Source organism: Paraburkholderia lebeckiae (genome assembly GCF_050436225.1).
GTDB lineage: Bacteria > Pseudomonadota > Gammaproteobacteria > Burkholderiales > Burkholderiaceae > Paraburkholderia > Paraburkholderia tuberum.
The window spans coordinates 401,633-427,186 of record NZ_JBNDLU010000001.1 but is presented as its reverse complement, the minus strand read 5'-3'; the positions used below and the strand labels follow the sequence as shown (position 1 = coordinate 427,186).

Sequence of the window (25,554 nt, the reverse complement as noted above, 5' to 3'; positions counted from 1 at the left end):
CTTCAATGCAGCGTCGCGAGATACGCCGACAACGCGGCGGCCTCGCTGGTGGTCAGCGCGATACTGGGCATCAATGCATCGGGTTTGATCCGCTGGGCGTGCTCGATCCAGTCGAGCAGATGGTCGGGCGTGTTGCTGAGCGCGCCTGCCGCGATCGTGCGACGCGAACCGAGATGCGTCAGATCGGGCGCCTGCAGGCCAGTCGCCTTGGTGCCGCGAATCGTGTGGCAACCCGCGCAGCGCTCCTCGAACAGATGCTGGCCGGCCGCGACAGCCGCGTCGCCCGTGGGCACGGTGGCCGCGCGTCCCTGCGCGTCGCGCCACGCGTTGAACGCCGCTGCGTCTTGCGCGATCACTTCGAACGCCATATGCGCGTGCTGCGCGCCGCAGAATTGCGAGCACTGCCCGCGATAAATACCGGGACGGTCCGCCTGCAGCCACTGCTCGTTGGTTTGGCCTGGAATCGTCTGCGTCTTGCCCGCGAGTTGCGGTACCCAGAATGCGTGCACGACGTCCGCGCTTTTGAGTTCGATCTTCACCGGCTCACCGACCGGAATATGAATCTCGTTCGCCGTGATGAAGTTGCGGGCGGGGTTCGGATCGTCGCGGTAATCGGCTTTCCACCACCAGTCGTAAGCGGTCACGGTGATCGTCAATTGCGGATACGACGCGGGCGACGCCACCGATTCGAGCGTGATCAATGCATAGACCAGCATCGCCAACAGCACGACCGACGACACCGCGGTACCAATGAACACCCAGCGGATGCCGCCGGGCTCGGCGCTCAGCGCATCCGGTTGCGCCGGGGGACGCTTGCGGACCATCGCGCCGATCAACAGGCCAGCGACGATCAGCGTGACCAGCGTCACGATCGCGGTGAAAACCCAGCCGAGGTACAGCGTCGGACGAGCCGCCGGGCCAGCCGCGTGCAGGAAGTAGTTCAGCGGCGCCATCGTGTTCGCGTGTGCGGAGTTGGCGAAACCGATAGCCAGCGCCGGTAACAACGTGAAGCTGCCGTCCCTGACGCGCCGGCCTGACGTTCCGGATACTTCCGCTGCTGCCACTGGCGACTCCGCTGAGAGTGATGATCGTTCGACACGCGCCGTCGCCTGCGAACGAGGCGACGCCCGAGCAGATCAGCAAAAATCAGGCCGCGTTCGCCGAGGGTGCTGGCTTGGCGGAGAAACCGCTCGCAGCCCCAGCGTGACCCGCCGCCAATTCCCCGCTAAGCTCCCGATTGCGACACGCCCGTCACCGCTCAACGTCCGCCCAACCACAAAAGGCCATGCGTTCGAACGTCTCTCTGCTCCGCCGCCTCGCCGCCCTGCTGATCGCCCTGCCCGTCGCCGCCGCTCTGCAAAGCTGCGCGAGTCCCGATGCGGACAACGTCGCGCACACCGGCCCGTATCGCGCCGACATCCGCCGCACCGCGCTCGGCATTCCGCACATCAACGCCGACAACTGGGGCAGCCTCGGCTACGGATACGGCTACGCGCAGGCGCAAGACAATCTGTGCACGATGGCCGAAAGCTTCGTCACCTATCGCGGCGAACGCTCGCGCTTCTTCGGCGCCGACGCGCGGCCCACGCTCGGCGCGACGTTCGGCCAGCCCGACAATCTCAATTCGGATTTCTTCTTCCGTTTCATCGTCGACGATGCGACCGTCGCGCGTTACCGCAAAAGCCAGACCGACGACATGCGCGCGTTGATCGACGGCTTCGTCGCCGGCTATAACCGCTACGTCGCCGATCTCGCGCACGGCGATTTCCCGCGGGCGCATGCGGCCTGCCGCGCGGCGCCGTGGCTCGGCAAGATCAGCAACGCGGACTTGTACCGGCGTCAGATCACGGCGAATCTGGCCGGTGGCGAGGCGCGCTTCATCAACGCGATCGCGACCGCGCAACCGCCCCAGGCGATGCCGGTGCCGCCGCAAAGCGCGTTGCACGACGACGCCCCCGTCGACCCACCGCTCGCCGAATTCGGCGGCCATGCGGGCATCGGCAGCAACGCTCTCGCGTTCGGCGCGGACGCGACGCACACCGGCAGCGCGCTGCTGCTCGGCAATCCGCACTGGTTCTGGACCGGCCCCGATCGCTTCTACCAGGCTCAACTCACTCTTCCTGGCAAGTTGAACGTCAGCGGCGTGTCGTTTCTCGGCGTACCGCTGATCATGATCGGCTTCAACGACAACGTCGCCTGGACCCATACCGTCTCCACCGCGAAGCGCTTCGGCCTCTTCAAGCTGACGCTCGAACCTGGCGCGCCAACCCGGTATCAGGTCGACGGCAACAGCGAAGCGATGACGCCGACGCGCGTGAACATCGAGGTACGCGCCGCCGACGGTTCGCTGCATACCGTGTCGCGCACGCTGTATCGTTCGCGCTTCGGACCGCTGGTCAATCTCGGCACGATGTCGCCCGCGCTCGCGTGGAATGCGCAGCAGGCGTTCGCGCTGCGCGATATCAATACCGACAACTTCCGCGTGTTCGAAAACTTCCGCGCATGGAATCAGGCGGCCTCGCTCGACGATTTCATCGCCATCCAGAAGAAGAACGCGGCGATGCCGTGGGTCAACACGCTCGCGATCGGCCGCGACGATCCGCGCGTCTGGTACGCGGATATCGGCGCGACCCCGGACGTGCCCGACGAACTCACGCAGCGTTGCACGCCGCCGGTCGGCCGGGCACTGGCGCGGATCATGCCCGGCGTGCCGGTCCTCGACGGTTCGCGCAGCGAGTGCGACTGGCGCGACGAGCCCGGCGCGGTACAGCATCATGCGTTGCCGGTCGCGCAGATGCCGTCGCTGCTTCGGCGCGACTATGTCGGCAATTTCAACGACAGTTACTGGCTCAGCAACCCGGCCGAACCGATGACCGGCTATGCGAAGATCATCGGTGCGACCGCGACGCCGCAGACGTTGCGCACGCGACTGGGCCATGTGATCGCGGCGCAATTGCAGAGCGATCCGCATGGCGTTTCCGCCGATGCGCTCGGTCACGCTGCGCTCGACAGCCGCTCGATGTCGGCGTTGCTGTTCAAGCAACCCGTGCTCGAACGTCTGTGCGGCAGCGACACGCTCGCGGCCCTGCCGGCCGACCCGAACGCCGACCAGCAGCGCGCGGCGTGCAAGGTACTCGCCGCATGGGACGATACGGCCGCGGCCGACGCAGTGGGGGCAACCTTGTGGGACGAACTGTGGCGACGTCTGCTGACGATACCGCCCGCGCAGCTATACGCGGTACCGTTCGATCCCGCGAAGCCGTTGACCACACCCGCGGGCATGGCCGCCGATCCGGCGCAGCTCGCCGCCGCGCTGCATGACGCGCTCGCGGCACTGCAACGCGCCGGCATCGCGATCGATGCACCGCGCAGCGCGGCGCTCTACGTGCAACGCAACGACGAGCGCATTGCGCTATTCGGGGGTTGCGACGCGGGCGGCTATTTCACCTCGGCGTGTGCCGCGCATCCCTTCGATGCGAGCGGCTATTCGATGAACGTCAAACCAATGGGCGACACCTATCTGCAGATAGTGTCGTTCGCCGGCGCCCGGGTGATCGCGCGCACGCTGCTCGCACCGTCAGAATCGGATGACCCGGCGTCGCCGCACTATGCCGACGGGACGCGCGATTACGCGGCCCAACGCTGGACGATTATTCCGTTCTCCGAAGAAGCGATTGCGCACGATCCGGCGTTGAATGTGCGCACGGTAAGTTCGTCGGATTCTGAGGGAAAAGCGCAATGAATAAGCGGTACGACGGGCAACAGGCCCGTCGCACCGCAGAAAATCACAGATCGAGCACCAGCAGCGGCGATTTCGCGCGCGAGCAGCACGGCAGGAACTGGTCGTTTGCCGCGCGTTCCTCGTCGGTCAGATACGAATCCAGATGATCCGGCTCGCCGGACAGCACCCGCGTCAGACAGGTACCGCACACGCCCTGCTCGCACGACGTGATCACTTCGACGCCATGCGCGGCCAGCGCCTGCACGACCGTGCATTCGGGCGGCACGTCGATCGTCGCGCCGCTGCTCGCGATGCGCACCTGGAAGCTGCCGCCCGTCGCCGCCTGATTCGCGGCCGCGCCGAAGAACTCGTAGTGCAGCCTGGTTTCCGGCCAGCCCTTCGCACGCGCGATCTCGAGCACGAAGTCCATGAAGCCGCGCGGACCGCAGACATACAGGTGGGTGCCGGCCGGCGCATCGCTGAGCGTCTGCTCGATATCGAACGTCGAGCCGCCCGGATGGTCATCGTGATGAAGCTGGACCGACTTCGCGAAGCCGGCTTGTGCAAGACGCTCGACGAACGCCGTGCGTTCCTTCGAGCGCGTGCAGTAGTGCATGTCGAACGAAGCGCCCGTGGCGGCAAGCCGCTCGGCCATGCAAAGAATCGGCGTGACGCCGATCCCGCCCGCGAGCAGCAGATGATGAGCCGCATCGTCAGCGAGCGCGAAATGATTGCGCGGCGCGCCGATCTGCAGGCGATCGCCTTCGCGGACCAGATCGTGCACCGCTTTCGATCCGCCGCGTCCCCCTTCGTCGCGCAGCACTGCGATCAGATAGCGATGCGTTTCGCGCGGGTCGTTGCACAACGAGTACTGACGCACGAGCCCGTTTGGCAAATGCACATCGACGTGCGAGCCGGCGTCGAACGCGGGCAACGCCTGAGCGTTTTCGCTCGCGAGTTCGAAGCTCGCGATACCGGGCGCTTCGTCGCGCCGGCGCGCGACCACCACATTCAGCACGGGATGATTCATGTCGCCGTCCGCACGGGAATGACGCGCGTCACTTCAGCCTGCGGCGCGCCCGTCTCCGCGCGTTCCTGCGCGACGAGCCGATCGATCACGCGACGCGACATCACGCCGCCCGCATCGATATTGAGCTTCAGCAGATTGCGCTCGGGCCAGCGCAACAGGTTCTGCTGCTGACGTTCGAGCATCTCCAGATCTTCACTGAAGATCTTGCCCTGCCCTTCGCGGATGCTCGCGGTCAGCGCCGGATCGTCGGGACGGAAATTGCGCGCCATGCCCCAGAAATACCAGATCGACGTCTCCGTTTCCGGTGTGATGAAATCCACTACGATCGACGACGCTTTCTTGTCGGCCGGCGCGTGATAGCCGCCATGCCCGGTATGCGCGACGCCCACCTCGATCAGCACGTGACTCGGCGGCGTGAAGTGGCAGATCTGCCAACGGTCGACGGGCACGTCGTCGGCGAGACCATTGCCGCGCAACGCCATCTTCCAGAACGGCGGGGCCGCGACGTCTTCCATGAAACGGCTCGTGCGCACGGTATCGCCTTCGGCCACGGTTTTCGGCGCGGCTTCGTCGATCTCCCTTTGCCCGATGCTGTTCGCGTGCACATAGGTCTCGTGCGTCAGATCCATCAGGTTGTCGATCATCAGCCGGTAATCACAACGGATGTGATAAAGACCGCCGCCGTACGCCCATTCGGCACTCTCGGCCCACTCCAGATGATGCAGCCTGGCGGCATCGGCCTGCGCCGCATCGCCGGGCCACACCCAGACGAAGCCATAGCGCTCGATCACTGGATAGCTGCGAATCGATGGAAAGCCGTTGACGCGTTGCCCCGGCATGCCGGTCGCCTTGCCCTGACAGCCCATTTCGAGGCCGTGATAGCCGCACACGAGCGTGCCATCGCGCACGAAACCGAGCGATAGCGGCGCGCCGCGATGCGGACAGAAGTCTTCGAGCGCCACCACGGCGCCTTCCGCGTTGCGATAGAAAACCATCGGCTCGCCGCAGATCTGCCGGCCGAGCGGCTTATCCGCGACTTCATCGGGCATACATGCGACGTACCACGCATTCTTGGGAAACATGTCAGTCTCACTCCCTGGATTATTCGTGCACTACATTCAGTCTACTCATTGAGATTCAGTGTACTCAATGAATCTTTAATGATTAAATGAAGGTTTTCCCCTAGACGAACTTTCAATCAGGTAACACGAACGCCGGTTCGCCATTTCCATTCGCAACGAAAAGGCGCGAGGTCTTCAGAACTAATATGGTCACTTCAACCGATACCAGCACTTCCGCGATCAGCATCGATCTGTACGATCAGCCCGGCCATTTGATCCGACGCGCGCATCAGATTTCCGTGTCCATGTTTCATGATCTGATCGGACGCGAGGTGACGCCCGTTCAGTATGCGGTGCTCAGGATGCTGCAGGAATTGCCCGGACTCGATCAGGTCACGCTCGCGCAGCGAGTCGGCCTCGACACGTCGACCACCGCCGATATCGCGGTACGGCTCGAAGCGAAAGGCTGGATCGTGCGCGAAGTTCTGCCGCGCCGCCAGCGTCGTCTATTGCTGACGCCGGCTGGAGAGCAGTTGCTCGATGAATTGATCCCCGGCGTCAACGCGCTCAATCACGGCCTGCTCGACGGGATGGGAGACGAGGATGCGCGAGAGCTATTGAGACTGTTGAGAAAGTTCGTGCATCTGAATAACGATCAGAGCCGCGCGCCGCTGCGCAGCGCGAGCGACGACACGAATCCGGACTAGCGCCACCTCCACCATTTTTTAAAGCAAAACCCCGCAAATTCAAAGGCTTGCGGGGTTTTGCTTTTTCTGGCCATCAATTAGCCCATCATCGGGCAACGTTTCACGGCTACCCCGGCGATTTCTCCTGCCGTTTGAGGGCCGTCGCGCGTTCGCCACACTCCGCTAGAATCCGGCTATGTCCGGTGCGCGACGAGGGAGGCCCTAATGAGCAAGCGGTAGGGAAAAGACGATTCTTGCGGAACCGTCCAGGCGTGCTATACGGTGTATCCCGTTCCCGAGGCAGCGGCGCTGCTGAGTCTGGAAGAAGTCGCGGAACAGTTCTCCGGTCTCTCAACCGTTGCCCAAGTTTGCATTTTTGGTCTGTTCGAGGATGCGCTCGCCGACATACGCGCAGCACTGACGCAGACGGCGGCGCGTGAATAACGTCGCTGCGCGAGTGCCGCCAGCGGCTGGAAAAGCCGTAGATCGGCGGCGCGGGTCCTTCCTGCGAGCATTCGCGACGCGGGCGCGAAGACCCGCGAAATGACCGTAGCCAAGGGTCCGAAAAAGTGTCCGCACTACGCAAGGGGATTCGCATCCGCCCGAGGCCGACGCCTTCCCGTTCATGCCGCTTGAGGGTGCGGACCATGTGCGAATGTCCCAGGACAAAATGCGAACTTTGCGGGCATTTATGCGAACGTCGCGGACAGGTTCGCATGCGCGTCCGCCAGCCGTAGGGGCAATGGGGACGACCCAAACGACGGGCCAGGCGGATGGTCCGCCAGCGACATTGCGCCCTGACAATAAATGACAAATTTTCAGACTTTGCTGGATTGAATCGGGGCGGCTCGCAGGGTAAAAGCGTTCAGGGACGAAATTAGTTCCGCATCGCGGCCTTTCACCATCTTTGCAGTCCCAATGTACCGGGCCGCGTCTCCCATGAAACCAGCAAGGAGGCCAGCCTGTCCATGACGACACATCACGGTCACGCCCATCATCCGTCAGCACCGGCAGCACCAGCCACCCCACCACCGCCGCAATGGCAACCCCTAAACTGGAGCTTTCCTTTCGTGCCCATCAGCGGCAATGACGCCGATCCGCAAACCTGGCTCAGCGCCCTGGCCGGTTCGGATGGCGGGTTCTATCCGCTCGGACTAAATGGCATGTACCACGGCGGCATCCACTTCGATGCGGGCACGGGCGGCAAGCTCAAGCAGGGCGATGGCGTCAGGGCTATTGCCGATGGCGAGGTGGTGGCTTATCGGCTGGATTCCACTTATCCCGAACTGACGTATCCCACCACGCCGCCGCAATACGCGCTCTACTCGACAGGCTTCGTGCTGATTCGCCACAAGCTCGTGCTGCCACCCGCGCCGAACACATCGGGAGCATCCGGCGCATCATCATCGGCGGCAACTCCTGCTTCGGGTGCGTCCGCAACGACCGCCAGCAGCCCACAGGGCTACCAGCCGCCCGCCGATGAAGTGCTGGAGTTCTACAGCCTTTACATGCACCAGCTTGACTGGAAGGGTTATCAGGACGCGCAGACGGAGGGCGGCAACCCATCCGCGCCGCCGATTCACCCGCTGCCTTTCTGGCAGGGCGACAGGCATTTTCGTGTGGGTGGCAAAGCGAACGACCACCAGGGCCAGCCCCGGCAACTCAATGCGCCGCTGAACCTTGGTTCACCTTCGGGCCTGCTGAATGAGGCCACGCTGGGCGGGGGCGCGTTGCTTGGCGGCGCGGCATCAGGACCGATCCCGGAAAGCGTTGATGCGCTGTCACAGTATCCGGACCAGGTGCGATATACCGTGCCGCCAGCCAGCCCCGCAGACGCTTCCCAGAATGCCGGTGCGCCCCAGAGCGGCGTGCGTATCTGCGACCGCGCCAACGGGACGGTGATTGGCCTGCTGCCTCACGGCGGTGAACTGACCATTGTGGGCAACGTCGCGAATGGCTGGGCGCAGATTGCGAAGATCGTCAAGAGTACGCCCGTGGCCGCTATCGCTGGCGGGACACCCGATCCGCGCGCCGTGACAGGCTGGGTAAAGCTTGATGAACTTGACGCGGTTATCGATCCGAAGCCGCTTGATACGGTGGTCGTGCTCGACAAGCCGTTTCCGATCAAGGCGGGCGACGTGGTGGGCTATCTGGGCGAATACCAGAATTCCACCCAAACGAGCATGCTGCCGCCCAAACGGATGTATCCGCTGCTTCACGTCGAGGTCTTTACCGGGGCGCAGATCAGGGACTTTATTGGCAAGAGCCAGGAGCGGGCGAAGAAACTGTCGGATAAACCGCTTCTGCTGATCCAGCAGGGGGCGAAGCTTGTCAAACCATCCGATCCGCAAAGTAATGCCGGGCTGGCGGGGCTTACGCTTGCTCTCGCGACGGGCAAACAGGGCGATCCGGGCAGGGGACTATGGGCGAAGGTTCAGCCGACGCGGCTTGCGGCGCAATCAGGTGCGCATGCCCACGGTCATGGACATGGGCAAACCCATCCCGCCAGCGGGACGCCCGTCGGCGAACCGCTCTGGGTTGAGCGCACCAAGTATGCGGCTAAGGTTGCCGGTGCAACGGTCCCGACCTGGGCAACATTCCCGTTGCAGCTTGCCGATGCCCAGGGTCCGGCTGTCGGCTACCAGCAGGTACTTTCGCGCGCCCAGCTTGACCAGGGGCGCGAAATCGACCGGGCGACTGACGATCAAGGTACGCAATGGTGGTCAATTACGGCGGGTGACGACGAGGGCAGAACGATGACGCGATGGGTGTGCGAGAAGAGCCACCCGGATACGCTCTGGGAAAGCCCGTGGGCATGGCCGGGATTCGATACGGTCGATACGACCAGCGTGCCGCTGCTCGACATGTACCGGCGCACCCTGTTTGAAGTGAAGCGGCTGATCGAAGGCGACGATGAGAAGGAATTCAGTACCGTTGCCGCGACGGTGAACGCGGGGCAGCTCATCGCCAAGCTGGAGAAGGCGGCAAAGCGACAGGGTAGCGGCAAGGGGAACGTGGTTCCGGCTGACCTGAGGAAGGCGCTAACCGTGCCGTGGCTGGCCGAGGCCGTCTCGCATGTGATCTTTCGCTACGAAAGCGAATGGGGCGGCGACATGGGCAAGTGGGAAAAATTGATGCCGCTGATGGGGGAACTCGGAAAGCCCACCTGGACCACCGAGATGGAGCGGATCAAGAAGCTGCAATGGTGGGACAAGGTGAAGGCCGTCAAGAGTTTTCCCCCCAGCCCCGACGTTTGGCACATCCACCCGATTGGGCTGGTGGGGAATTTTGCTAATTCTCAGACTAATTCCCAAACTCTGACCTTGACACCGAAAGATGTACTTGATTTGAAAAAAACGCTACAGACTGAATGGGTACAGTGGGCTGGCGAAATGCAAGCTAAGGGGATCATTGACACGATCTTGAATCGTGTGGCGTCAGGTCGCTTCGGGCCATATCATCACTTTGGAAGTACTGTTTCGCAGATTGTCAATCAGTACAATCAATTTTCCGATGTCAATGGACCTATCGCGAGAAATCAACATGGTCGATCCTCAGTTGAGCAAATCCCTGATAGTGACATAAGTCAGAGAGTTAATGATTTTGTTGATTCTTACTTGCGTGATCGAGCCAACGGAGGAGGCTCTTCTGTGGGGACAAATCTAAATTATGCAAACCCACTTTACTCATCACCAAGTAATCTGGCATGGATAAACGCATTAACAGGACCTCATTATGGAAGCGGAAGTGCGGTGCATTATCACGGGACAACGCCAGGGCTGGAAAAATATCGCCCCGACCCATATTCGATTAGACTGAGTGTTGGTAATGAGTGACGTTTATCACGCCGCCTTCAGTGAACATTATTTTAGCCGGGATATATTGTATTTAATATGATGAAAAAATTACTGAAATCTATTTTGCTTGCGTCGCTTCTCTTTGCGACATATCCGTTGTTTGCTGATTCCAGCAATCATATCAGAGCAATATTAAATCATTCTTATATTTGCCATTTTGGGAGATATGGCGTGGTCACAATAGATACTCGCGACCCCGGAGCGTCAATAACTGTTCATGGAATTCGCTATCCCGCCAAAGGTGGTAGTTATTTCTATCAAACCGATGACGGGAAATTGACAGTTGCATTCAATCCGGAAATGACGACTTGGACGTACCTAAGCGCGGAAGAGTCGGCGGGAATAGCCGACTCTCATTGCAAGGTCATTTCAAATAAGAAAAAGAATTGGTAAAAGTCGCACGCCTGTTGACAGTAATTTCTTTGGGGCGAATACGAGTCATGCATTCGTAATCAATCTGACCTACCGCAGACATGCTTCGCCCACGCTTCCATCATCGCGCGGCGCTGTTCTAACAGGTCGGTGCGGTGATAGGCTGCTTCAACCTTGTTCGACACGGTATGCGCCAGCGCCCGCTCTGCGAGATCGCGCGCATAGTCCTGTTCGTTGGCCCAATCGCGGAAGCTGCTGCGGAAATCGTGCGCGGTCGCCACGCGTCCCGGCGTGTCGCTCCTGGCTTCAACGCGGCGCAGAAATGACGTGAGCACCATATCACTGAGAACCTTTCCACGCGGCGACGGAAATACAAGCGTCTCGTGTAGTTTCTGTTCCTTCAGCGTCTTGACGAGTTGTCGCGCTGGAACCGACAGCGCGACGCGGTGCGTTTCCTTCGCTTTCATCCGTACGGCGGGAACGGTCCAGATACCCGCTTCGAGGTCGAATTCATCCCACACCGCGCCGCGCACTTCGCCGTTGCGCGCCGCCGTCAATATCAGGAAAAGCAGGGCGGCGCGGGTGGCTTCGCCCTGCTTGAATCTGGCAACATGCGTTTTCACGAAGGCGGGCACGTCGCGCCACGGCATCGCGGGGCTGGTGTTCCTTTTTTGCGTTCTGCTTCGGGAGTGAGAATGTGATCGACCACTGCAACCGGGTTCGACGCGATATGGCCGTGCGCCCAGGCCCATTACATGACGGCGTGCATGCGTGGCGGGTACGGCTGACGGTCTCTGCCTTCCCTAGCCAGATCGGGCGTAGCACGTCGGCACAGTCGGCGGCCGTCACGGCGTCGAGCTTCTTCTGGCCAAGCAGCGGAAACACGTAAGCCTCAAGCGATCTGATCCAATCGTCCGCATGCTTCGCGTTTCGCCAGCCGGGTTTGAGTTCTTCGTAAACCTTGCGCGCGGCCTTTTCGAAAGTCAGTGCCACCGCCGTGATGCTGGCGGCCTGCTGGTCGCGGTCGCGTTCCGCAATGGGGTCTTTGCCCGCGTCAATCAGTTTGCGCATGGCGAGCGCCTTCTCTCTCGCGTCGGCAATCGTGACGTTTCGGGATAGACGCCGAGGCCCGCGTCGCGGCGCTTGCCCGTTATCGGACTCGTAAAGCGTAGCGTCCACTTGCTGCCCGTCTTGCCGGGCGTGAGCATCAACCCCGTTATCTTGCCTTCAAAAACCGGTTTGTCGCCGGGTTGCAGTGCTCTTGCCTGCCTGTCAGTGAGTGCCATTTCAGCCTATCGGCGAAAGCCGGATAGCGCCGGAATATTGTAGACTGTGCGGCATGAAATTGGGCTAGACCCCTTGATTTATATAGGGGCGAGCGGATTAGTGTGGAATGGCGCGGTTTGCTATTTGGCGGTCGCCACCTCCACCACGATCTTGCCGCGCACGTGGCCTTTCGCGAGCCGTTCCAACGCCTTGGCCGTCGCATCGAACGCAAACCGTTCGGCGACCACGACGCGCACGCTGCCCTTGTCGAGCAACGACGCGATCTCCGTCAATTGCCGGCCGTCGGGTCGCGCGGTATAACGCGTGGCCCGTGCGCCATGGTTCGACGCCTCGGTCTGCGAAGGCTCATTGAGCGTCGAGACCAGCGCGCCACCGGTCGCGACGGCCGACCACGAGCGGCGCTGCGTATCGCCGCCGATCAGATCGAACACGAGGTCGATGTCCCGCGCGACGTCTTCGAAGCGCTGCGCGTGATAGTCGATCACGCGATCCGCACCGAGCGAGCGCACGAACTCGATGCCATCGCCGGACGCCGTAGCGTACACTTGCGCGCCCTTCTGCTTGGCGAACTGCACGGCGAAATGTCCAACGCCACCCGCGCCCGCATGGATCAACACGCGGCCGCCGGCTTCGAGGCAGCCGTGATCGAACAGGCCCTGCCATGCGGTCAACGCGGCGAGCGGCACGGCGCCCGCGGACCCCACGTCCAGTTTTTCCGGCGCATGCGCTAGCGCGTTCGCGGGCACGACGACGAATTCCGCGTACGCACCCTGTCCCTGGCCAACGAAGCCATACACCTGCTCGCCCGCGCGCCATTGCCCGACGCCCTCGCCGACCCGTTCGACCACTCCGGAAAAATCGCGCCCCAGCGTATAGGGCAGCTTCTCTTCGCGAATCAACGGGTACTGGCCCGAGCGCGTCTTCAGGTCCACCGGATTGACGCTGGCCGCGCGCACGCGCACCAGCACCTGGCCCGCGCCAGGCTCGGGGATCTCGATCTTTTCAGCCTTCAACACCTCGGGACCGCCGAAGCGGTGAATGCGATATGCGAGCATCGTGCTCATGATGGCCTGCTCCTCGAAAGGTCCTGTGTCAGCGGCGCTACTTTGCCGGCTGCGCGCAAGCCGCGTTCCTCATCGCAGGGTTCTTTTTCATTCGCGCGGCGTGCGCCGCTGGAAACGCAACACGAGCCCGCGCGCCGAGGCACGACATATGCGACACCTACCGGTAGGCGCACAGTCGTGATGTACTCATTGAAGGAGGAACCATGTCACAGCACCCCGCCCATTCCCAGGATCACCGCCACCCAGGTCAGCCGAATCCCGCTGACGTCGAAAAAGCACTCAGTGGTGTGAATTACCCGACCACACGCGAAAAGCTGGTCGCGCAGGCGCGCAAAAATCACGCGAATACCGACATCGTCGATCTGGTCGACCGTCTGCCCGATCACAATTTCGACAGCCCGGCCGCGGTCGCGAAGGAAATCGCGCGTATTCAATGACGCTGCGATCCGTCGAGTCGGAACCGGACTCCACAGGAGAGCATTATGGAAAGCACTTCAAAACATTCGCCTGGCTCTGGCGGGCAGTCGGCGCAGGACAAGAATCCCATTCCGCCGGACCCGACGCGCGAATGAAGAAGACCGGCGATGTGCGTATCGGCATTTCCGGCTGGCGCTACCAAGGTTGGCGCGGCAGCTTTTACCCAGAGGATCTCAAGCATGCCGCGGAATTACAGTACGCGTCGGCGCTGTTCGGCACGATCGAAATCAACGGCACGCATTACAGCCTTCAATCGCTCGATAGCTGGCAGCGTTGGTACGCGCAAACGCCTGACGGCTTCGTGTTTGGCATCAAAGGCGCGCGCTATCTGACTCATATGCTGCGGTTTCGCGATGAAAGCGCACGTGTCGGCATCGCGAACTTCTTCGCGCAGGGGCTACTCGCGTTGAACGAAAAGCTTGGTCCGATCCTATGGCAATTTCCGCCGTCGTTCCGATTCGAGCCCGACGCAATGGAGCGCTTTCTGCGCGTGTTGCCGTCCGACATCACGAGCGCATCGGCGCTGGCGAAGCAACATGACGCGCGTGTCAAGACGCCTTACGTCGACATCGATCGCAAGCGGAAGTTGCGTCACGCGGTCGAAGTGCGCCACGCGAGCTTTGTCGATCCGGCGTTCGTGACCTTGCTTCGGTATTACGGCGTCGCGCTCGTCGTTTCAGATTCCACCGAACCGTGGCCCGTCGCCGAAGATCTGACGGCGGACTTTGTCTATATTCGCCTGCACGGCAGCGAAGCCAAATACTCGGGTTCGTATGGGGACGACGCTCTGCAACGATGGGCCGAGCGAATCGATGCATGGCGCGGCGGCTCGCAACCGGCCGACGCGCGATTGATCGCGCCGCAACTCAGGCCGCCTCGCAGAGCCGCGCGAGACGTCTACTGCTACTTCGACAACGATGTAAAAGCTCGGGCGCCGTTCGACGCACAACGATTGATGAAAGGCCTCGTATGACGAGCGACGCACGCGCCCGCGTCATCCTGAGCGCTTGCCGCCGTGGGCCAGCTTCTGTGCGGTGCGCAACGCTGCGACGATTCGCTCGTACACCTCGCGACGCGTTTCAGGGTCCGGCGCGCGCAGCGCAAACGACGGATGGTACGTCGCGACCACGCGTTGCTCGCCGCGCTCGAACGTTTTGTCGAACGCGTCCTGCAAACGCGCGTGCGAGTCGTGAACAACCGCTTTCAACGCGGTCGCGCCCAGTGCCACGACCACGCGCACATGCGGCATGTCGAGTTCCTGCTCCAGCCAGTAGCCGCAAGCATCCACTTCACGCTGAGCGGGCGTTTTGTGCAAGCGACGCTTGCCGCGCGCGATCCACTTGAAATGCTTGACGGCGTTCGTCACGTAGACGTCGTTACGCTTGACGCCCGCTTCTTCGAGCGCTCTGTCGAGCAATGCGCCGGCCGGCCCGACGAAGGGCTTGCCCTGCAGATCTTCCATGTCGCCGGGTTGCTCGCCGACCAGCACGATCGACGCGTGCCGCTCCCCTTCGCCTGCCACGGCCTGAGTCGCGTTGCGCCAGAGCGCGCAACGGCGGCAATCGCCGAGCTTCGCCGGATGCTGATCGGGTTCAACATCCGCTGGCTCCGATTGCGACTCGCCATGCGCGCGCTTTTTCTGCGGCCTGTCGGTCATGGGTACGACCGCGCGTGCTGAAGCAGCTTATTTTTCACTCTTCTTCGGAATCTTCGCGCCTGACTTGCCCGCCTGATTCAACGCGATTGCAACAGCCTGCTTGTGCGGCTTGCCATGCTTCGACTCGGTCTTGATGTTGTGCGATACGGTCTCTTTCGATGTCCCTTTCTTCAGCGGCATGATCTTCTCCGGGTGTAGATGACGAGAGGAAAAATCAGGACCCGCACGGAATGGCGTCCCTGCCCGAAGCTACGCAGCATATGCTGTGCCCGGGGGCTTCATAGGCCTCATCGGCCTCGTCGAAATCAACTGGAAACACCCACTGCCGCCGCATTCAACGCCAGCGACACGCCCCCCACCAGAATCAGACTCGACGCCCATACCGCATCGAGATTGAACCAGCTGCGCGACACGAACCTGAGCCCGAGGTAGCGATAAACGAGCCATGCGAGCACGCCGCCGGCCATCGTCATCGCCGCCGCATGCACGGCGGAGACCGACAGCGCCATGCGCAGACTCGTTTCGATCAGCGTTTGGGCGGCTTTGTGCGCGCTGTCCACAGCGTCGGCGCGGCACAGACCGAGGTAGATCGGCACCAGCATCAAGCCGGCGCCGTGCGCGATCGCCACCGCGAACGACCAGAGCGCGAGCCGCGACGGCGGAATTCTCGCCAGTACGCGCGGATGGCGCCGGCGCATCAGCAACACCAGACCGAAGCCGATCACCAGCACGCTCGCGCCGATCTGCATCTGACGCTGCCACGCGAGCACGCTGGCCAGCATCGCGAACGGCAGCATCATCAGCAATATGGCGAGCGCGTGCCCCGCTGCGAGATAAAGAAGCGCTATGACCAGCGCTTGCGAGCGCCGCTGCATCAGCGCGTTCGACACCGCGAGCGGCCAACCCATCGCCGGATTGAGTCCGTGATACACACCGCTCGCGAGGACGGCCAGCCACAGTGCCGCTTGCGGCGACATCGCGCCGCTCAAACGCCCACCGAGGGATAGCAGAATGAATCGGTCGAGCAGTCGCCGCCCTCGAGGCGAATTTGGTGCGCGCGGTAGCCGGCGGGAAACTCGACGAAGTAATCTTCGGCGAGCTCGAGACCGCCATTGGGCTCGGCATGCGCCATCACTTGCACGCCGGGCACACCATCCGGGTAGAACTGGTCGTCCCACGTCGAATAGAGCGAGTTGGTCCAGTAGATGCGCTTGCCGTCGCGACTGATCTCGACCATCTGCGGACCGCCGGCGAAAGTCTTGCCGTTCGGATGCGGCGTGCAATGTTCGATTCCACCGATGCGCACCGAGCCCGTCAATTTCGGCTTGCGCGGTTCGCTGACGTCGTACTGGCGCATCTCGCCGGTGCCCCAGCAGGAGACATAGAGGAATTTATCGTCGATCGAAAGATCGATGTCGGTGACGAGCGGCGGCACCGCGCCGAAACCTTGCAGCAGCGGAGGCAATTCGTCGGCATGCGCGGGCTCCGGTGGAATGGTCGCGGTCTTTTCGATGTGGAAGTGGCCGCCTTCGCGCCACCAGGTCCAGATCGACCCTTCCAGATTCGTCGTATCGACCACGACGCCGATAAAGCCGTACTCGCGGCTCGGATCGTGCGCGGGCCGCACTTCGAGCGCCATCTGATGATTCGCGCCGAGATCGAGCGTCTGCACGTTGCGCCTCGCGCGGAGATCCCAGAAGTGAACGCAGTGGCCGTATTTGTTCGCGAGCAGGTCTTCGGGCACGATGCCGTTTTCGAATTGCGGCGGCAGCGCCCATTCGGTCGACACCATGTAGTCGCGCGGCAGATTCCACCAGAAGTCGTAATGCTTTTCCTGCGCGCCGCGCTCGATTTCCCAGCGGCCCAGCACCTCGAATGTTTGGCAGTCCATGATGAAGATTCCGGGCGGCCCGTCGGTGCCGTCCTTGCCACCACCGCCGAGCGTGCTCACGTAGATGCCCTCCGGTCCGCAATGCACGGTGTGCGGACGCGAATAGCCGGTCTTGCGGAAAATTTCCTCCGGCTCGATGATCTTGTGAATCTTCGCCTGGGTCGGATGCGGCTTCGTATCGACGATATAGATGCGCGACGAGCGCATGCCCGGAATGATCAGATAGCGACGTTCCAGAAACGCGTGGCCCGTCAACGGCGACAACGCGGACGAACACGCGTTCCAGCCGAAGTGATGGAATTCGTCGCCCTTGTTCGGTACGGGCACCGTGTGGACCACCTGGCTATAAGTCGGCGAACCGGGCTTCACGTCGATCACGGCCAGCGCGTCGGGCTGCGAGGAGTCCGGACTTAGCAGTACCGTGTACGCGTATTCTTCCGCCGGCGCATCCATCGCGAGCTTCGGCGATGCATGAAAGGTAGGATCGGGGCGCATTCCCATGACGGCACTCTCCCTGTCGTTCGAACGGTTCTGAACGGAAGCCCGGCCCGCCAAAAATCGAGCCAGCGCGTAACCTTAGATTTGTAGTTCACGATAGCGACGGACGCAACCGGAGATTTGCACCCCGACGCAGGTGCGATCCGACCGCCGAGCCGCATCGCACGAGAACTGCCAATTTGGTGGGGGTGAAGAGGCGCGGGGAAGGCGGTATGGCGGGTTGGTATTGGTGGAATGAAAGGCTGCTAATCGCTTGGGGATATCACGCTATCTCGCACGCCGAGCCTCGACAAAGGCCTCGACATAACGCAGCGCCTGTTCGCACTGCTCGGGCGTGAACGCGTGAATGCTCGCCGGAACCGGATCGAAGCCAAGCTCGGTCGCGACCCACCGGATCGCTTTCGCGCGGGCTTCGAACGCGTTGACGCCATCGCGGCGCACCTTCCCGGCAACGAGCGGTTCGAGCGCATCGTGCAGCTTGCTCTTCGACTCGCGCAAGGTCGCGTCGGCAAGGCGGCCCAGCGGCAGGTTGTGCTTGCTGCGCGAATAAACGCCGATCCACGCCTGACATGCGGTGCAGATCCACAGCGGCCCTTGATCGCTGCGATATGGGTAGGACTCGTCGCCGTAACGCGCGAGCAACGCACGGTTGCCGCAGTAGTCGCATGACGGCTGCGGCAGTGCCTTGACGGGCTTGCCTACGCGCATGGGGAGTGCCCCAGGGAAAATTCGCCGTACTTCATCGCATCAATCCGACTGGCGGAAACGGGTAGAGCCACACAGTTTAATGGAATGGCCGTACCCGGATGCAAGACTTAGCTTCTCTCCGCGATCTCCATCACCACCCGGCGCCGCGTGGCCAGGCCTGCGGCCGACCGTCGCCGGACCAGCTCCACCACCGCTTGCGGCGCCAACGCCGGATCGCCCGCATCGAACGGCGGGGCTGGCGCGTATTCGAGTTCGAGCTGGATCGCCTGCGCCTCTTCTACGCCCGCCAGTTCGGCCGCGACGGTCAACCCGAAATCGATGCCCGCCGTCACGCCACCGCCGGTAATCAGATTGCCATCGCGGACCACACGCGCATGCGTGGGTATCGCGCCGAGCGGTTCAAGCAGCGAGTGAAACGCCCAGTGAGTCGTCGCGCGCCGCCCGCGCAGCAAGCCGGCCGCGCCAAGCAGCAACGCGCCGGTGCAGACCGACGTCACGTAGCGCGCGCTCGCGGCCTGTCGGCAAACGAAGTCGATCGTTTGCTCGTCTTGCAACAGGTCAGTCACGCCGCTTCCGCCTGGCACACAGAGCACATCGAGCGGCGGGCAGGTTTCGTAGGTCGTGCCCGGCGTCAGCACGAGCCCGTTACTCGACACCACGGGCTCCCGTGTCTTCCAGATCAGATGCATCGTGGCGCCCGGCAACGATGCAAGCACGTCGTGCGGGCCAGTCAGATCGAGTTGCTGTACTTTCGGAAACACCAGAAAACCGATTTGCAGGCTCATAGGGATACCTTATCTAGGGAGAAGTCGAAACGCGCGATCCGCCGCGTCTTCCAGGTGGACGGATTGATTCTATGCGCGTAGTCTTTGGCAAAGACTGCCATTTACCCCTGTTTTTCTGCCACGTGCGCTCTCTCTTACAGCCCCTCTTACACACGATATGTTCAGCGCTCCCCCCTCCATCGTGCTGCTCGCCTTCCCCAACATGCAACTGCTCGACGTCACCGGTCCGCTGCAGGTATTTGCGTCCGCCAATGAACTCGTCGCGCAGCGTGGGCTCGACGAACTCTACTCACCTCGCGTCGTGGCAGCCGAAGCCGGGCCCGTCACCTCGTCGTCGGGACTCGCGGTGCTCGCCGGTTCGCTACGCTCGGTGAAAGCGCCGGTCGATACGCTGATCGTTCCGGGCGGCTGGGGGATTCGTCAGGCATCGGCCGATCAGCGTCTGATCCGCTGGACGCAGCGCCATGCGCCGGATTGCAGACGCGTCGCCTCGGTCTGCTCGGGCGCGTTCCTGCTTGCCGAGGCGGGACTGCTCGACGGCCGCCGCGTCGCCACGCATTGGGGGCGTTGCGACGAACTCGCGCAGGCGTATCCGCAACTGCGCGTCGAAGCCGATCCAATCTTTATTCGCGACGGGGCTATCTGGACATCGGCGGGCGTCACCGCCGGCATCGACCTCGCGCTGGCCATGCTCGAAGAAGATCACGGACGCGCATTGGCGCTCGATGTCGCGCGCGAGCTCGTCGTGTTTCTGAAGCGGCCGGGGGGTCAGTCGCAGTTCAGCGCGATGCTGTCGCTGCAACATGCCGACGACCGTTTCGGCGAATTGCATGCATGGATGACGTCGCATCTCGCATCCGACCTGTCGGTCCCCGCGCTCGCGCGACGGCTTCATATGAGCGAGCGCAGCTTCATGCGCCACTACAAGGCGCAAACGGGCCGCACCCCGGCCCGCGCGGTCGAGCAGCTACGCATCGAAGCGGCACAGCGCTTGCTCAGCGAGACATCCTGGTCGATCAAACGGATTGCGGCGCGATGTGGATTCGGCAGCGAGGAAACGATGCGCTGCAGCTTCGTGCGCCAGCTGCGCGTGGCGCCGCAGATGTATCGCGAGCGCTTTTCGTCGACGTGACTCGTCGACGTGACATGCGCGGCGGCCGTCCGACATTACTCAGTAGCGACGTTTGACGATCAGCGTCGCGCCCGTATCGTGAGAATGCAGAATCGCGACGCGCGCGGTGCCGGAGAACACCCAGTTGTCGATCGTCAAGGACAAGCGTCGCTGCGGTGACGCGCCAATCGACAACACCGAACTGTTCATCTGAACGATGGACAATTGCGGCGCGGTAGATGGACCGAGATGCAGAGGATTCGAAGCATTTTTCGCGACAGCCTTTCCGCCCGGTTCGGACACCGGTGCAAACTCCGGTCCGGACGACATCAATGCCTTCGCAGTGCCGAGCTGGACATCGCGCGTCACGTCCACGCTATAGTAATTCTCCATTTGCGCGTAGAACGGCTTGCCCTGATCCCCGCGATACTCCATCGCATAGCGCTGCTGCTCGAAGTAGCGCCGAGGCTCGGGAATCGGCGGCACGATTTCGACGGGCGACGCGACGATGTTGGCGACCATCATCGGTTGCGGCACATCGCCGAAGGGGCCGCCCGCAAACGCGTAGCCGCTCATCAAGACGAGCAGCGCTCCGACAATCCTCTCGTTTTGGCACGTCATCACATGCCTCCAGTGAAGGAATTGAAACGTCACATGACACAGCGCTCCCGTCGAACCGAGCGCCTTGCAGCGTCGCTTGCATTCAGACATTGTAGTCAGTCATTGGCGTACCGGTAGGTCAATGTGTGAGGTATCTCGCGTGTGTGGCGAGCGCATGCGCCTTCGCGACTCAGCGCTGGAGTCGATGTCGAAGTGGAACGATTGAGAATGATTCCTGGCAACGCTCTCCGGCCTCGAAGACCGGCAAAAGCTTCTGGCGCAAGCCTCGTGAGTCAGTCGATCCCGGCAACTCTTGCGAGGTTTCGCAAGCAACTACGCGGCTCGATTGGATACCTGCGCCTTCAATCGTTGCAGCATCAACGTTCGCGCTCGCGTGAGTCAGTCGACTCGTGTCGGCCGGCCATTGAATGCCGGCGCGATGAGCAATACCATCGTTCGAATGCGCTTTCGCCAGGCGCGCGGCCATGCGAGAACGGCATCCGGTATGAAGCGCGCGACGAGCAGCAGCAACGCGAGCAGCGCTGGACACCAGCGCAGATCGGTCGGCACCGGTTCGCGGCGAGCGAAGCGCGCATCGAGCAGCGCATCGCCGAACGACGTCACGTTCAGCAGGCGCCGGTAGTCGAGGCCAGTCTGCCCCGCCACCGACGCAAGGTACTCGCCGCGCAATTCGGACAACTCCTCGTGCGTTTGCGCCTCGACACCGGAGCCTGGCGTCGGCGGCACCTGGATCACGTCGTCGGCCTGCCAGTAGCCGATCCGGTTACCGTTGGCGTCGGTCTTCGGAATGGCCGCGGGCTGGTCGCCGCCGACGCCGATCAGCCAGCCCCTGATCAGCGCGGCATTGATGCCCTCCATCAGCGGGCGCGCCGCCGATACCGGCGGCGCCTCCTGACCATCGGTGACGAACGCGATGGCCGCGCCGCCGCCGACCTCCTGCGCGACCCGCACGGCCGAATACACACCGCCCTCGGCAATGCGGCTCCAGTCGGTCCAGCGCATGCGCCCGTCGATGCGGTCGAGCGACCCCAGCAGCGCGTCGTAGTTGCCACAGACTTCGACCGGCGCCATCAGCAGCAACACCCGCTGCCCCGTGAATACGCTCCAGCCGACCTTCGAGCCGCACGGCAAGCGCCCGAGCGCGTCGCGCATCGCGGCCCGCGCGAATCCGAGCCGGCTGACCGGAGCGCCGTCGAGCACCACGTCCTCGACGTCCATGCTTTGCGTGATATCGAACGTCACGATGTAGTTAAACGTGTTGCGCGGCAAAGTGACGTCCGGCATCGCAACCGCCGCGATCAATGCGACGAGCGCGAGCGGCGTCAACGCGTGACGCCATCTTGCGAAGCCGCGCTCGCGCGAGACGCCGCTCATGGCAAGTCCTGGCTCTGCGGGTCACGCAGCTTGACGTTGTGCTGCTCTTTCACATCGGGCCCGGCGAGCGCCGACGGCGTTTCCGGCGCGAGCCACAGCGCGCGCTCGAGGTTGTAGCGCGCGTCCCAATCGTCGGGCGCCGCGCGCAGCGCGAGCCGGTAGCGCGCCTTGGCCTCACCGATCATCGCGAGAGACCTGACCGTCTGCGCCGTGTCGCCGCTGCCTTCGCGCAGGTACAGGTTGCCGAGATCGAACAGCGCCGCGCGGCCGACTTCGTCAGGCGGGCTGCCTGCGGGGATCAGACCGTTATAGAGCCGCGCCGCCGCGTCATACGCGCCCGCTTTTGACAGCGCTATCGCGCGGGCCAGTTGAACCTCGCGCGCGTCGTCGCCGGCAGGCTGGTCGCGCGCAGCGGCGTTCGTCGCGAGAATGGCCTGATCGACGCGCTCCGCGTGCTGCAGACGAACGAAGCCATACGCGGCCCACGCGGCGCAACAGATCGCCACGGTGCCGAACAGCGTGTGGATCAGCGTGCGCTTCATGCCCAGCTCCTGACCTGCAACTGGTGCAGCAGCACCAGCAGCGCCGAACAGAACAGCGCGAGCGCGAAACAGTACAGACTCAGGTCCTGGCGAGGCAGATGCTCGACGAACGTCGTCGTCGCGTTCTGCTGCCGGTTGATCTCCGCGATCGCCGCCATCATCGCCTTCGGGTCTTCAGCCTGAAACAGCCTATACGGCGTCCTGAGCGTCAGAAAGAAGCGATGCAGCTGCGCTTCGGCCGAGGTTCCGCTGACGGGCTGCGTCGCGTTCAGATCGGGACTGAAGACGCTGCTGCGCAAGTAGATGAAGTACAGGGCGATCTGGTTGCGTCGCAGTCCCGCCTCGATGCGCCGTTGCATCGTTTCGTCGAGCACCGCGCCGCCATCGGAGACGAGCACGATCGCGCGGCGGCCCGACGACAGGCGCCCGTCGAACTGCGCGATCGCCGCGAGCATGCCGCGATCGAGCTCGGTGTCCGGCATGCCACGGCCAATCGCCGTCGCCGCGACAGCGGCCTCGATCACGCGATGGTTGTACGTGAACGGCATCGCCAGCACGGGGTTCGTGCCGAACATCATGAACGCGAGCCGGTCGTTGGGCCGCTGCTCGACGAAGCGCGTCAACGCGGCGCGCGCCACGTGGTTCTTGGAGTCGCCGCGCGGCGACTCGACGCCCTTGCTGCCCATCGGCTCGTCCATGCTCGCGCTGCGGTCCATCAGGATCAAAATCTGCGCGCCGCTGCCGGTGCGCAGCACCTGCACCTGCGAGCGCCCCGGCCCCGCCAGCCCGACGACGATCGCGGCGATCGCCAGTGCCGCGCCGCCGCGCACGAGCCAGCCGGCCGCGCGCCCGAGATCGTCGGCGGGCAGCCACGCGACGCTCGAAAACACCAGCGTGTCGCTGCGTCGCCGCAGCAGCGGCAGCGCGGCGAGCGGCAGCAGCACCAGCATCCACGGCAGGGCGAAATCGAGGCTCATGGTCATCGCTGATGGCGCCTCTCCGCCCGATATAACGCACGGCACAGCGCGTGCAACGAAAGCTCGCCGGGATTCCCGACGGCCTTCGGCGCCGGTGTGAAAAATCGCTCGGACGACGCCAGATAGAAACGTTCGAGCTGCGCGCGCAGCGGTTGCAGATAGGGCGCGCGCGCGAGCAACGCGGATAGCGAAGCCGCATGCACGACCTGGCCGGCGGTTTCGTTCAGCGCGCGATGCAGGCAGACCCACGCATCGCTCGATGAAGCAGCGGGCGCCTCCGGCAGCCGCTGCATCTGCCGCCATGCACGCGCGAACGGCAGCCGTGCCGCCTCGCGTCGGTTGCGCGCCCACCACCAGCTCGCCCACGCGAGCACGGTCACGAACAGCAAGCCGAGCGCCCACGCGATCTGCCGACGCCAGCCGGCTGTGCCCAGCATGGGTGCCTGTCGATCGGGCCGCAGCGGCTGCAAATCCCCTGCGGCGAACGCGGTTTGCGGCGTCAACGGTCCGATGCTCGCCGGCCATTCGGCGACCTGCAATTGCGTGCCCGCCGCCGAGGTCAACGTCAACGCGGGCAACGTGATCTGCGTGAGCGTCTGCGGCGCGTTGACGACCTGATAAGCGATCACCATCCACTTGCGGCCGTTGGCATCGGTTTCGAGCGTCACGGGCCGGCGTTCGAGCCACACGCCCGTGCGTCCGACCGAAGGCGGCGTGACCGCGCCGATGTCCCGATCGTTGGCCTCCAGCAGCACGCGCTGCGTCAGCACATCGCCGAGCACATAGCCGAACGCGCGCGGCTCCTGAACGCGCGCGGTCACCACGGCGGCGCTGGCCGTCGCGCTCGCGGCGCCGCAGAGCGACGCGATCAGCACATGCAGCGCCGCCCGACGAGCGACGCCACCGCGCACACCGCGCGCGCTCATACCGTCATCTCCAGAAAGTAGCGCGACATCGCTTCCGGATCGAACGCGCCTTCGACATAGAACGGCCGGATGCCGCGCGCGCCGAACCCCGCGGCGAGTTCGTCGCGACGGCGCGCGACCCCTTCGCGCCAGCGCTCGCGCACATCGCGGGAAAGCCACACGCGACGCTCCTCGCCGGACTCCGCATCGTTGACGGCCAGCAGCGAGGCGTGCTGCGGCGGCGTGATCTCGGCCGCGTCCCACACGACCATCGGCACCACGCACGCATGCACCAGCATGTCGAGTACCGACGACAGTCGCGCGAGCGGCCAGTGGAAATCGGACACGACGAACACGAGCGCCTGGCGTCCAGCGATACGGATCGCGCAACGCCGCAATCCTTCGACGGCCGCGCGTCCGGCCTGACGTGCTGCCGGACCATTCGCCTGACGATCAGCCGTTTCACCGGCGCGTTCGCGCAGCATGCTCGCGAGCAGCGAGCCGGTGCCCCGCCCCGTGCGCGCCGGCATGAACAGATCGTCGCGTTCGCCGCCATCGAAGGCCAGCATGCCGAGCCGGTCGCCGACCCGGAACGCGCTATGGCCGAGCGCTTCGACGAAATCGGCGGCGACCTCCAGCTTCGTTTTACGGCTGCCGAACCGCATCGACGCCGATACGTCGACGATCACGAACACCGGCACCGCGACGCGCTGCAAATGCACGCGCACGAGCCACTCGTCGCGCGCCGCGCGCAAGCTCGCGCGCAGATCGAGCCGGCGCGGGTCCGGGTAGTCGAACAACCGGCCGTGCATCGCGAACTGCTGACCCGAGCCGAAGCTCGAGCCCGGATGCGAGCCGGGCCGCGCGCCGGCCGCGCGCATCGGCAGACGGTAGTGAAATTCCGCGGTGCCGTTCATCGTGGTACGCGCG

Annotated in this window: 27 protein-coding genes; 8 read left to right on the top strand and 19 right to left on the bottom strand. The window is 63.4% G+C overall.

Annotation, left to right across the window (positions count from 1 at the left end):
* Positions 1–2: 2 nt before the first annotated feature.
* Positions 3–953 carry a cytochrome c oxidase subunit II gene (gene coxB / locus OKW45_RS01985; protein WP_429469192.1) on the bottom strand — a complete coding sequence of 317 codons (951 nt, stop codon included), beginning with the start codon at positions 951–953 and terminating at the stop codon, positions 3–5.
* A gap of 332 nt (positions 954–1,285) precedes the next feature.
* Between coxB and OKW45_RS01980 the strand changes: the two genes are divergently transcribed.
* Entirely contained in the window at positions 1,286–3,742 is a 2,457-nt protein-coding gene (locus tag OKW45_RS01980; protein ID WP_429465584.1) for a penicillin acylase family protein, read from the top strand.
* Positions 3,743–3,785: 43 nt separating this feature from the next.
* Here the strand turns inward: OKW45_RS01980 and OKW45_RS01975 are convergent, their stop codons facing one another.
* Positions 3,786–4,751, bottom strand: coding sequence for a PDR/VanB family oxidoreductase (locus tag OKW45_RS01975; RefSeq protein ID WP_429465582.1), 966 nt, complete (start codon positions 4,749–4,751; stop codon positions 3,786–3,788).
* Positions 4,748–5,833, bottom strand: a complete 1,086-nt coding sequence (locus OKW45_RS01970) for a Rieske 2Fe-2S domain-containing protein (protein ID WP_429465580.1) — start codon at positions 5,831–5,833, stop codon at positions 4,748–4,750. The genes OKW45_RS01975 and OKW45_RS01970 overlap by 4 nt, the downstream gene beginning before the upstream one ends.
* Before the next feature lie 185 nt (positions 5,834–6,018).
* Here OKW45_RS01970 and OKW45_RS01965 point away from each other — a divergent pair, with 185 nt between their 5' ends.
* The 4 genes from OKW45_RS01965 (at position 6,019) to OKW45_RS01950 (ending at position 10,748) form a co-directional block, all read left to right on the top strand.
* On the top strand, positions 6,019–6,519 hold the full coding sequence (locus OKW45_RS01965) for a MarR family winged helix-turn-helix transcriptional regulator (protein ID WP_018424636.1): 501 nt from the start codon (positions 6,019–6,021) through the stop codon (positions 6,517–6,519).
* A gap of 261 nt (positions 6,520–6,780) precedes the next feature.
* Positions 6,781–6,942, top strand: a complete 162-nt coding sequence (locus OKW45_RS01960) for a hypothetical protein (protein ID WP_429465578.1) — start codon at positions 6,781–6,783, stop codon at positions 6,940–6,942.
* Between the two features lie 524 nt (positions 6,943–7,466).
* On the top strand, positions 7,467–10,334 hold the full coding sequence (locus OKW45_RS01955; RefSeq protein ID WP_429465576.1) for a muramidase: 2,868 nt from the start codon (positions 7,467–7,469) through the stop codon (positions 10,332–10,334).
* Between the two features lie 57 nt (positions 10,335–10,391).
* A complete protein-coding gene (locus tag OKW45_RS01950) occupies positions 10,392–10,748 on the top strand; it encodes a hypothetical protein (RefSeq protein WP_429465574.1) in 357 nt (118 codons plus the stop codon).
* A gap of 59 nt (positions 10,749–10,807) precedes the next feature.
* Here the strand turns inward: OKW45_RS01950 and OKW45_RS01945 are convergent, their stop codons facing one another.
* From OKW45_RS01945 to OKW45_RS01930, 4 genes are all read right to left on the bottom strand, one after another.
* A complete protein-coding gene (locus tag OKW45_RS01945) occupies positions 10,808–11,350 on the bottom strand; it encodes a tyrosine-type recombinase/integrase (protein ID WP_429469189.1) in 543 nt (180 codons plus the stop codon).
* Positions 11,238–11,798: a phage integrase central domain-containing protein gene (locus tag OKW45_RS01940; protein ID WP_429465572.1), complete on the bottom strand. Its 561-nt coding sequence runs from the start codon at positions 11,796–11,798 to the stop codon at positions 11,238–11,240. Before OKW45_RS01940 ends, OKW45_RS01945 begins: the two co-directional genes overlap by 113 nt.
* Positions 11,786–12,013 carry an Arm DNA-binding domain-containing protein gene (locus tag OKW45_RS01935; RefSeq protein WP_429465570.1) on the bottom strand — a complete coding sequence of 76 codons (228 nt, stop codon included), beginning with the start codon at positions 12,011–12,013 and terminating at the stop codon, positions 11,786–11,788. Before OKW45_RS01935 ends, OKW45_RS01940 begins: the two co-directional genes overlap by 13 nt.
* Before the next feature lie 120 nt (positions 12,014–12,133).
* Positions 12,134–13,078: an NADP-dependent oxidoreductase gene (locus OKW45_RS01930; RefSeq protein ID WP_429465568.1), complete on the bottom strand. Its 945-nt coding sequence runs from the start codon at positions 13,076–13,078 to the stop codon at positions 12,134–12,136.
* A 203-nt stretch (positions 13,079–13,281) separates the two neighbouring features.
* Between OKW45_RS01930 and OKW45_RS01925 the strand changes: the two genes are divergently transcribed.
* Complete coding sequence (locus OKW45_RS01925) at positions 13,282–13,515, top strand: DUF2795 domain-containing protein (RefSeq protein WP_026226555.1); 234 nt, start codon at positions 13,282–13,284, stop codon at positions 13,513–13,515.
* Positions 13,516–13,646: 131 nt separating this feature from the next.
* Entirely contained in the window at positions 13,647–14,528 is an 882-nt protein-coding gene (locus OKW45_RS01920; protein WP_429465566.1) for a DUF72 domain-containing protein, read from the top strand.
* A 21-nt stretch (positions 14,529–14,549) separates the two neighbouring features.
* On the opposite strand, the gene OKW45_RS01915 is transcribed toward OKW45_RS01920, so the two are convergent.
* The 6 genes from OKW45_RS01915 to OKW45_RS01890 form a co-directional block, all read right to left on the bottom strand.
* On the bottom strand, positions 14,550–15,212 hold the full coding sequence (locus OKW45_RS01915) for a UdgX family uracil-DNA binding protein (protein ID WP_429465564.1): 663 nt from the start codon (positions 15,210–15,212) through the stop codon (positions 14,550–14,552).
* A gap of 27 nt (positions 15,213–15,239) precedes the next feature.
* Positions 15,240–15,392: a DUF6496 domain-containing protein gene (locus OKW45_RS01910; protein WP_429465562.1), complete on the bottom strand. Its 153-nt coding sequence runs from the start codon at positions 15,390–15,392 to the stop codon at positions 15,240–15,242.
* A 125-nt stretch (positions 15,393–15,517) separates the two neighbouring features.
* Positions 15,518–16,189 carry a hypothetical protein gene (locus OKW45_RS01905; RefSeq protein ID WP_035471833.1) on the bottom strand — a complete coding sequence of 224 codons (672 nt, stop codon included), beginning with the start codon at positions 16,187–16,189 and terminating at the stop codon, positions 15,518–15,520.
* An 8-nt stretch (positions 16,190–16,197) separates the two neighbouring features.
* Positions 16,198–17,604: a selenium-binding protein SBP56-related protein gene (locus tag OKW45_RS01900; protein ID WP_429465560.1), complete on the bottom strand. Its 1,407-nt coding sequence runs from the start codon at positions 17,602–17,604 to the stop codon at positions 16,198–16,200.
* A 264-nt stretch (positions 17,605–17,868) separates the two neighbouring features.
* Positions 17,869–18,309 (bottom strand): zinc-finger-containing protein, encoded by a 441-nt coding sequence (locus tag OKW45_RS01895; protein WP_018424627.1) that lies wholly within the window; start codon positions 18,307–18,309, stop codon positions 17,869–17,871.
* 107 nt (positions 18,310–18,416) lie between these two features.
* Positions 18,417–19,094: a DJ-1/PfpI family protein gene (locus OKW45_RS01890; protein WP_429465558.1), complete on the bottom strand. Its 678-nt coding sequence runs from the start codon at positions 19,092–19,094 to the stop codon at positions 18,417–18,419.
* Positions 19,095–19,251: 157 nt separating this feature from the next.
* On the opposite strand from OKW45_RS01890, the gene OKW45_RS01885 reads away from it, so the two are divergent.
* Complete coding sequence (locus OKW45_RS01885; protein ID WP_429465556.1) at positions 19,252–20,226, top strand: GlxA family transcriptional regulator; 975 nt, start codon at positions 19,252–19,254, stop codon at positions 20,224–20,226.
* Positions 20,227–20,265: 39 nt separating this feature from the next.
* Here OKW45_RS01885 and OKW45_RS01880 read toward each other — a convergent pair whose 3' ends face one another.
* The 6 genes from OKW45_RS01880 to OKW45_RS01855 all read right to left on the bottom strand — a co-directional run bounded on the left by OKW45_RS01880 (position 20,266) and on the right by OKW45_RS01855 (position 25,541).
* Complete coding sequence (locus OKW45_RS01880; protein ID WP_429465554.1) at positions 20,266–20,826, bottom strand: hypothetical protein; 561 nt, start codon at positions 20,824–20,826, stop codon at positions 20,266–20,268.
* 378 nt (positions 20,827–21,204) lie between these two features.
* Positions 21,205–22,200: a vWA domain-containing protein gene (locus tag OKW45_RS01875; RefSeq protein WP_429465552.1), complete on the bottom strand. Its 996-nt coding sequence runs from the start codon at positions 22,198–22,200 to the stop codon at positions 21,205–21,207.
* Positions 22,197–22,742, bottom strand: a complete 546-nt coding sequence (locus OKW45_RS01870; RefSeq protein ID WP_018424622.1) for a hypothetical protein — start codon at positions 22,740–22,742, stop codon at positions 22,197–22,199. The genes OKW45_RS01875 and OKW45_RS01870 overlap by 4 nt, the downstream gene beginning before the upstream one ends.
* A complete protein-coding gene (locus tag OKW45_RS01865; RefSeq protein ID WP_429465550.1) occupies positions 22,739–23,725 on the bottom strand; it encodes a vWA domain-containing protein in 987 nt (328 codons plus the stop codon). Before OKW45_RS01865 ends, OKW45_RS01870 begins: the two co-directional genes overlap by 4 nt.
* Positions 23,722–24,645 (bottom strand): calcium incorporation protein MxaA, encoded by a 924-nt coding sequence (locus tag OKW45_RS01860; protein WP_429465548.1) that lies wholly within the window; start codon positions 24,643–24,645, stop codon positions 23,722–23,724. Before OKW45_RS01860 ends, OKW45_RS01865 begins: the two co-directional genes overlap by 4 nt.
* Positions 24,642–25,541: a DUF58 domain-containing protein gene (locus tag OKW45_RS01855; RefSeq protein ID WP_429465546.1), complete on the bottom strand. Its 900-nt coding sequence runs from the start codon at positions 25,539–25,541 to the stop codon at positions 24,642–24,644. Before OKW45_RS01855 ends, OKW45_RS01860 begins: the two co-directional genes overlap by 4 nt.
* Between the last annotated feature and the right edge of the window lie 13 nt (positions 25,542–25,554).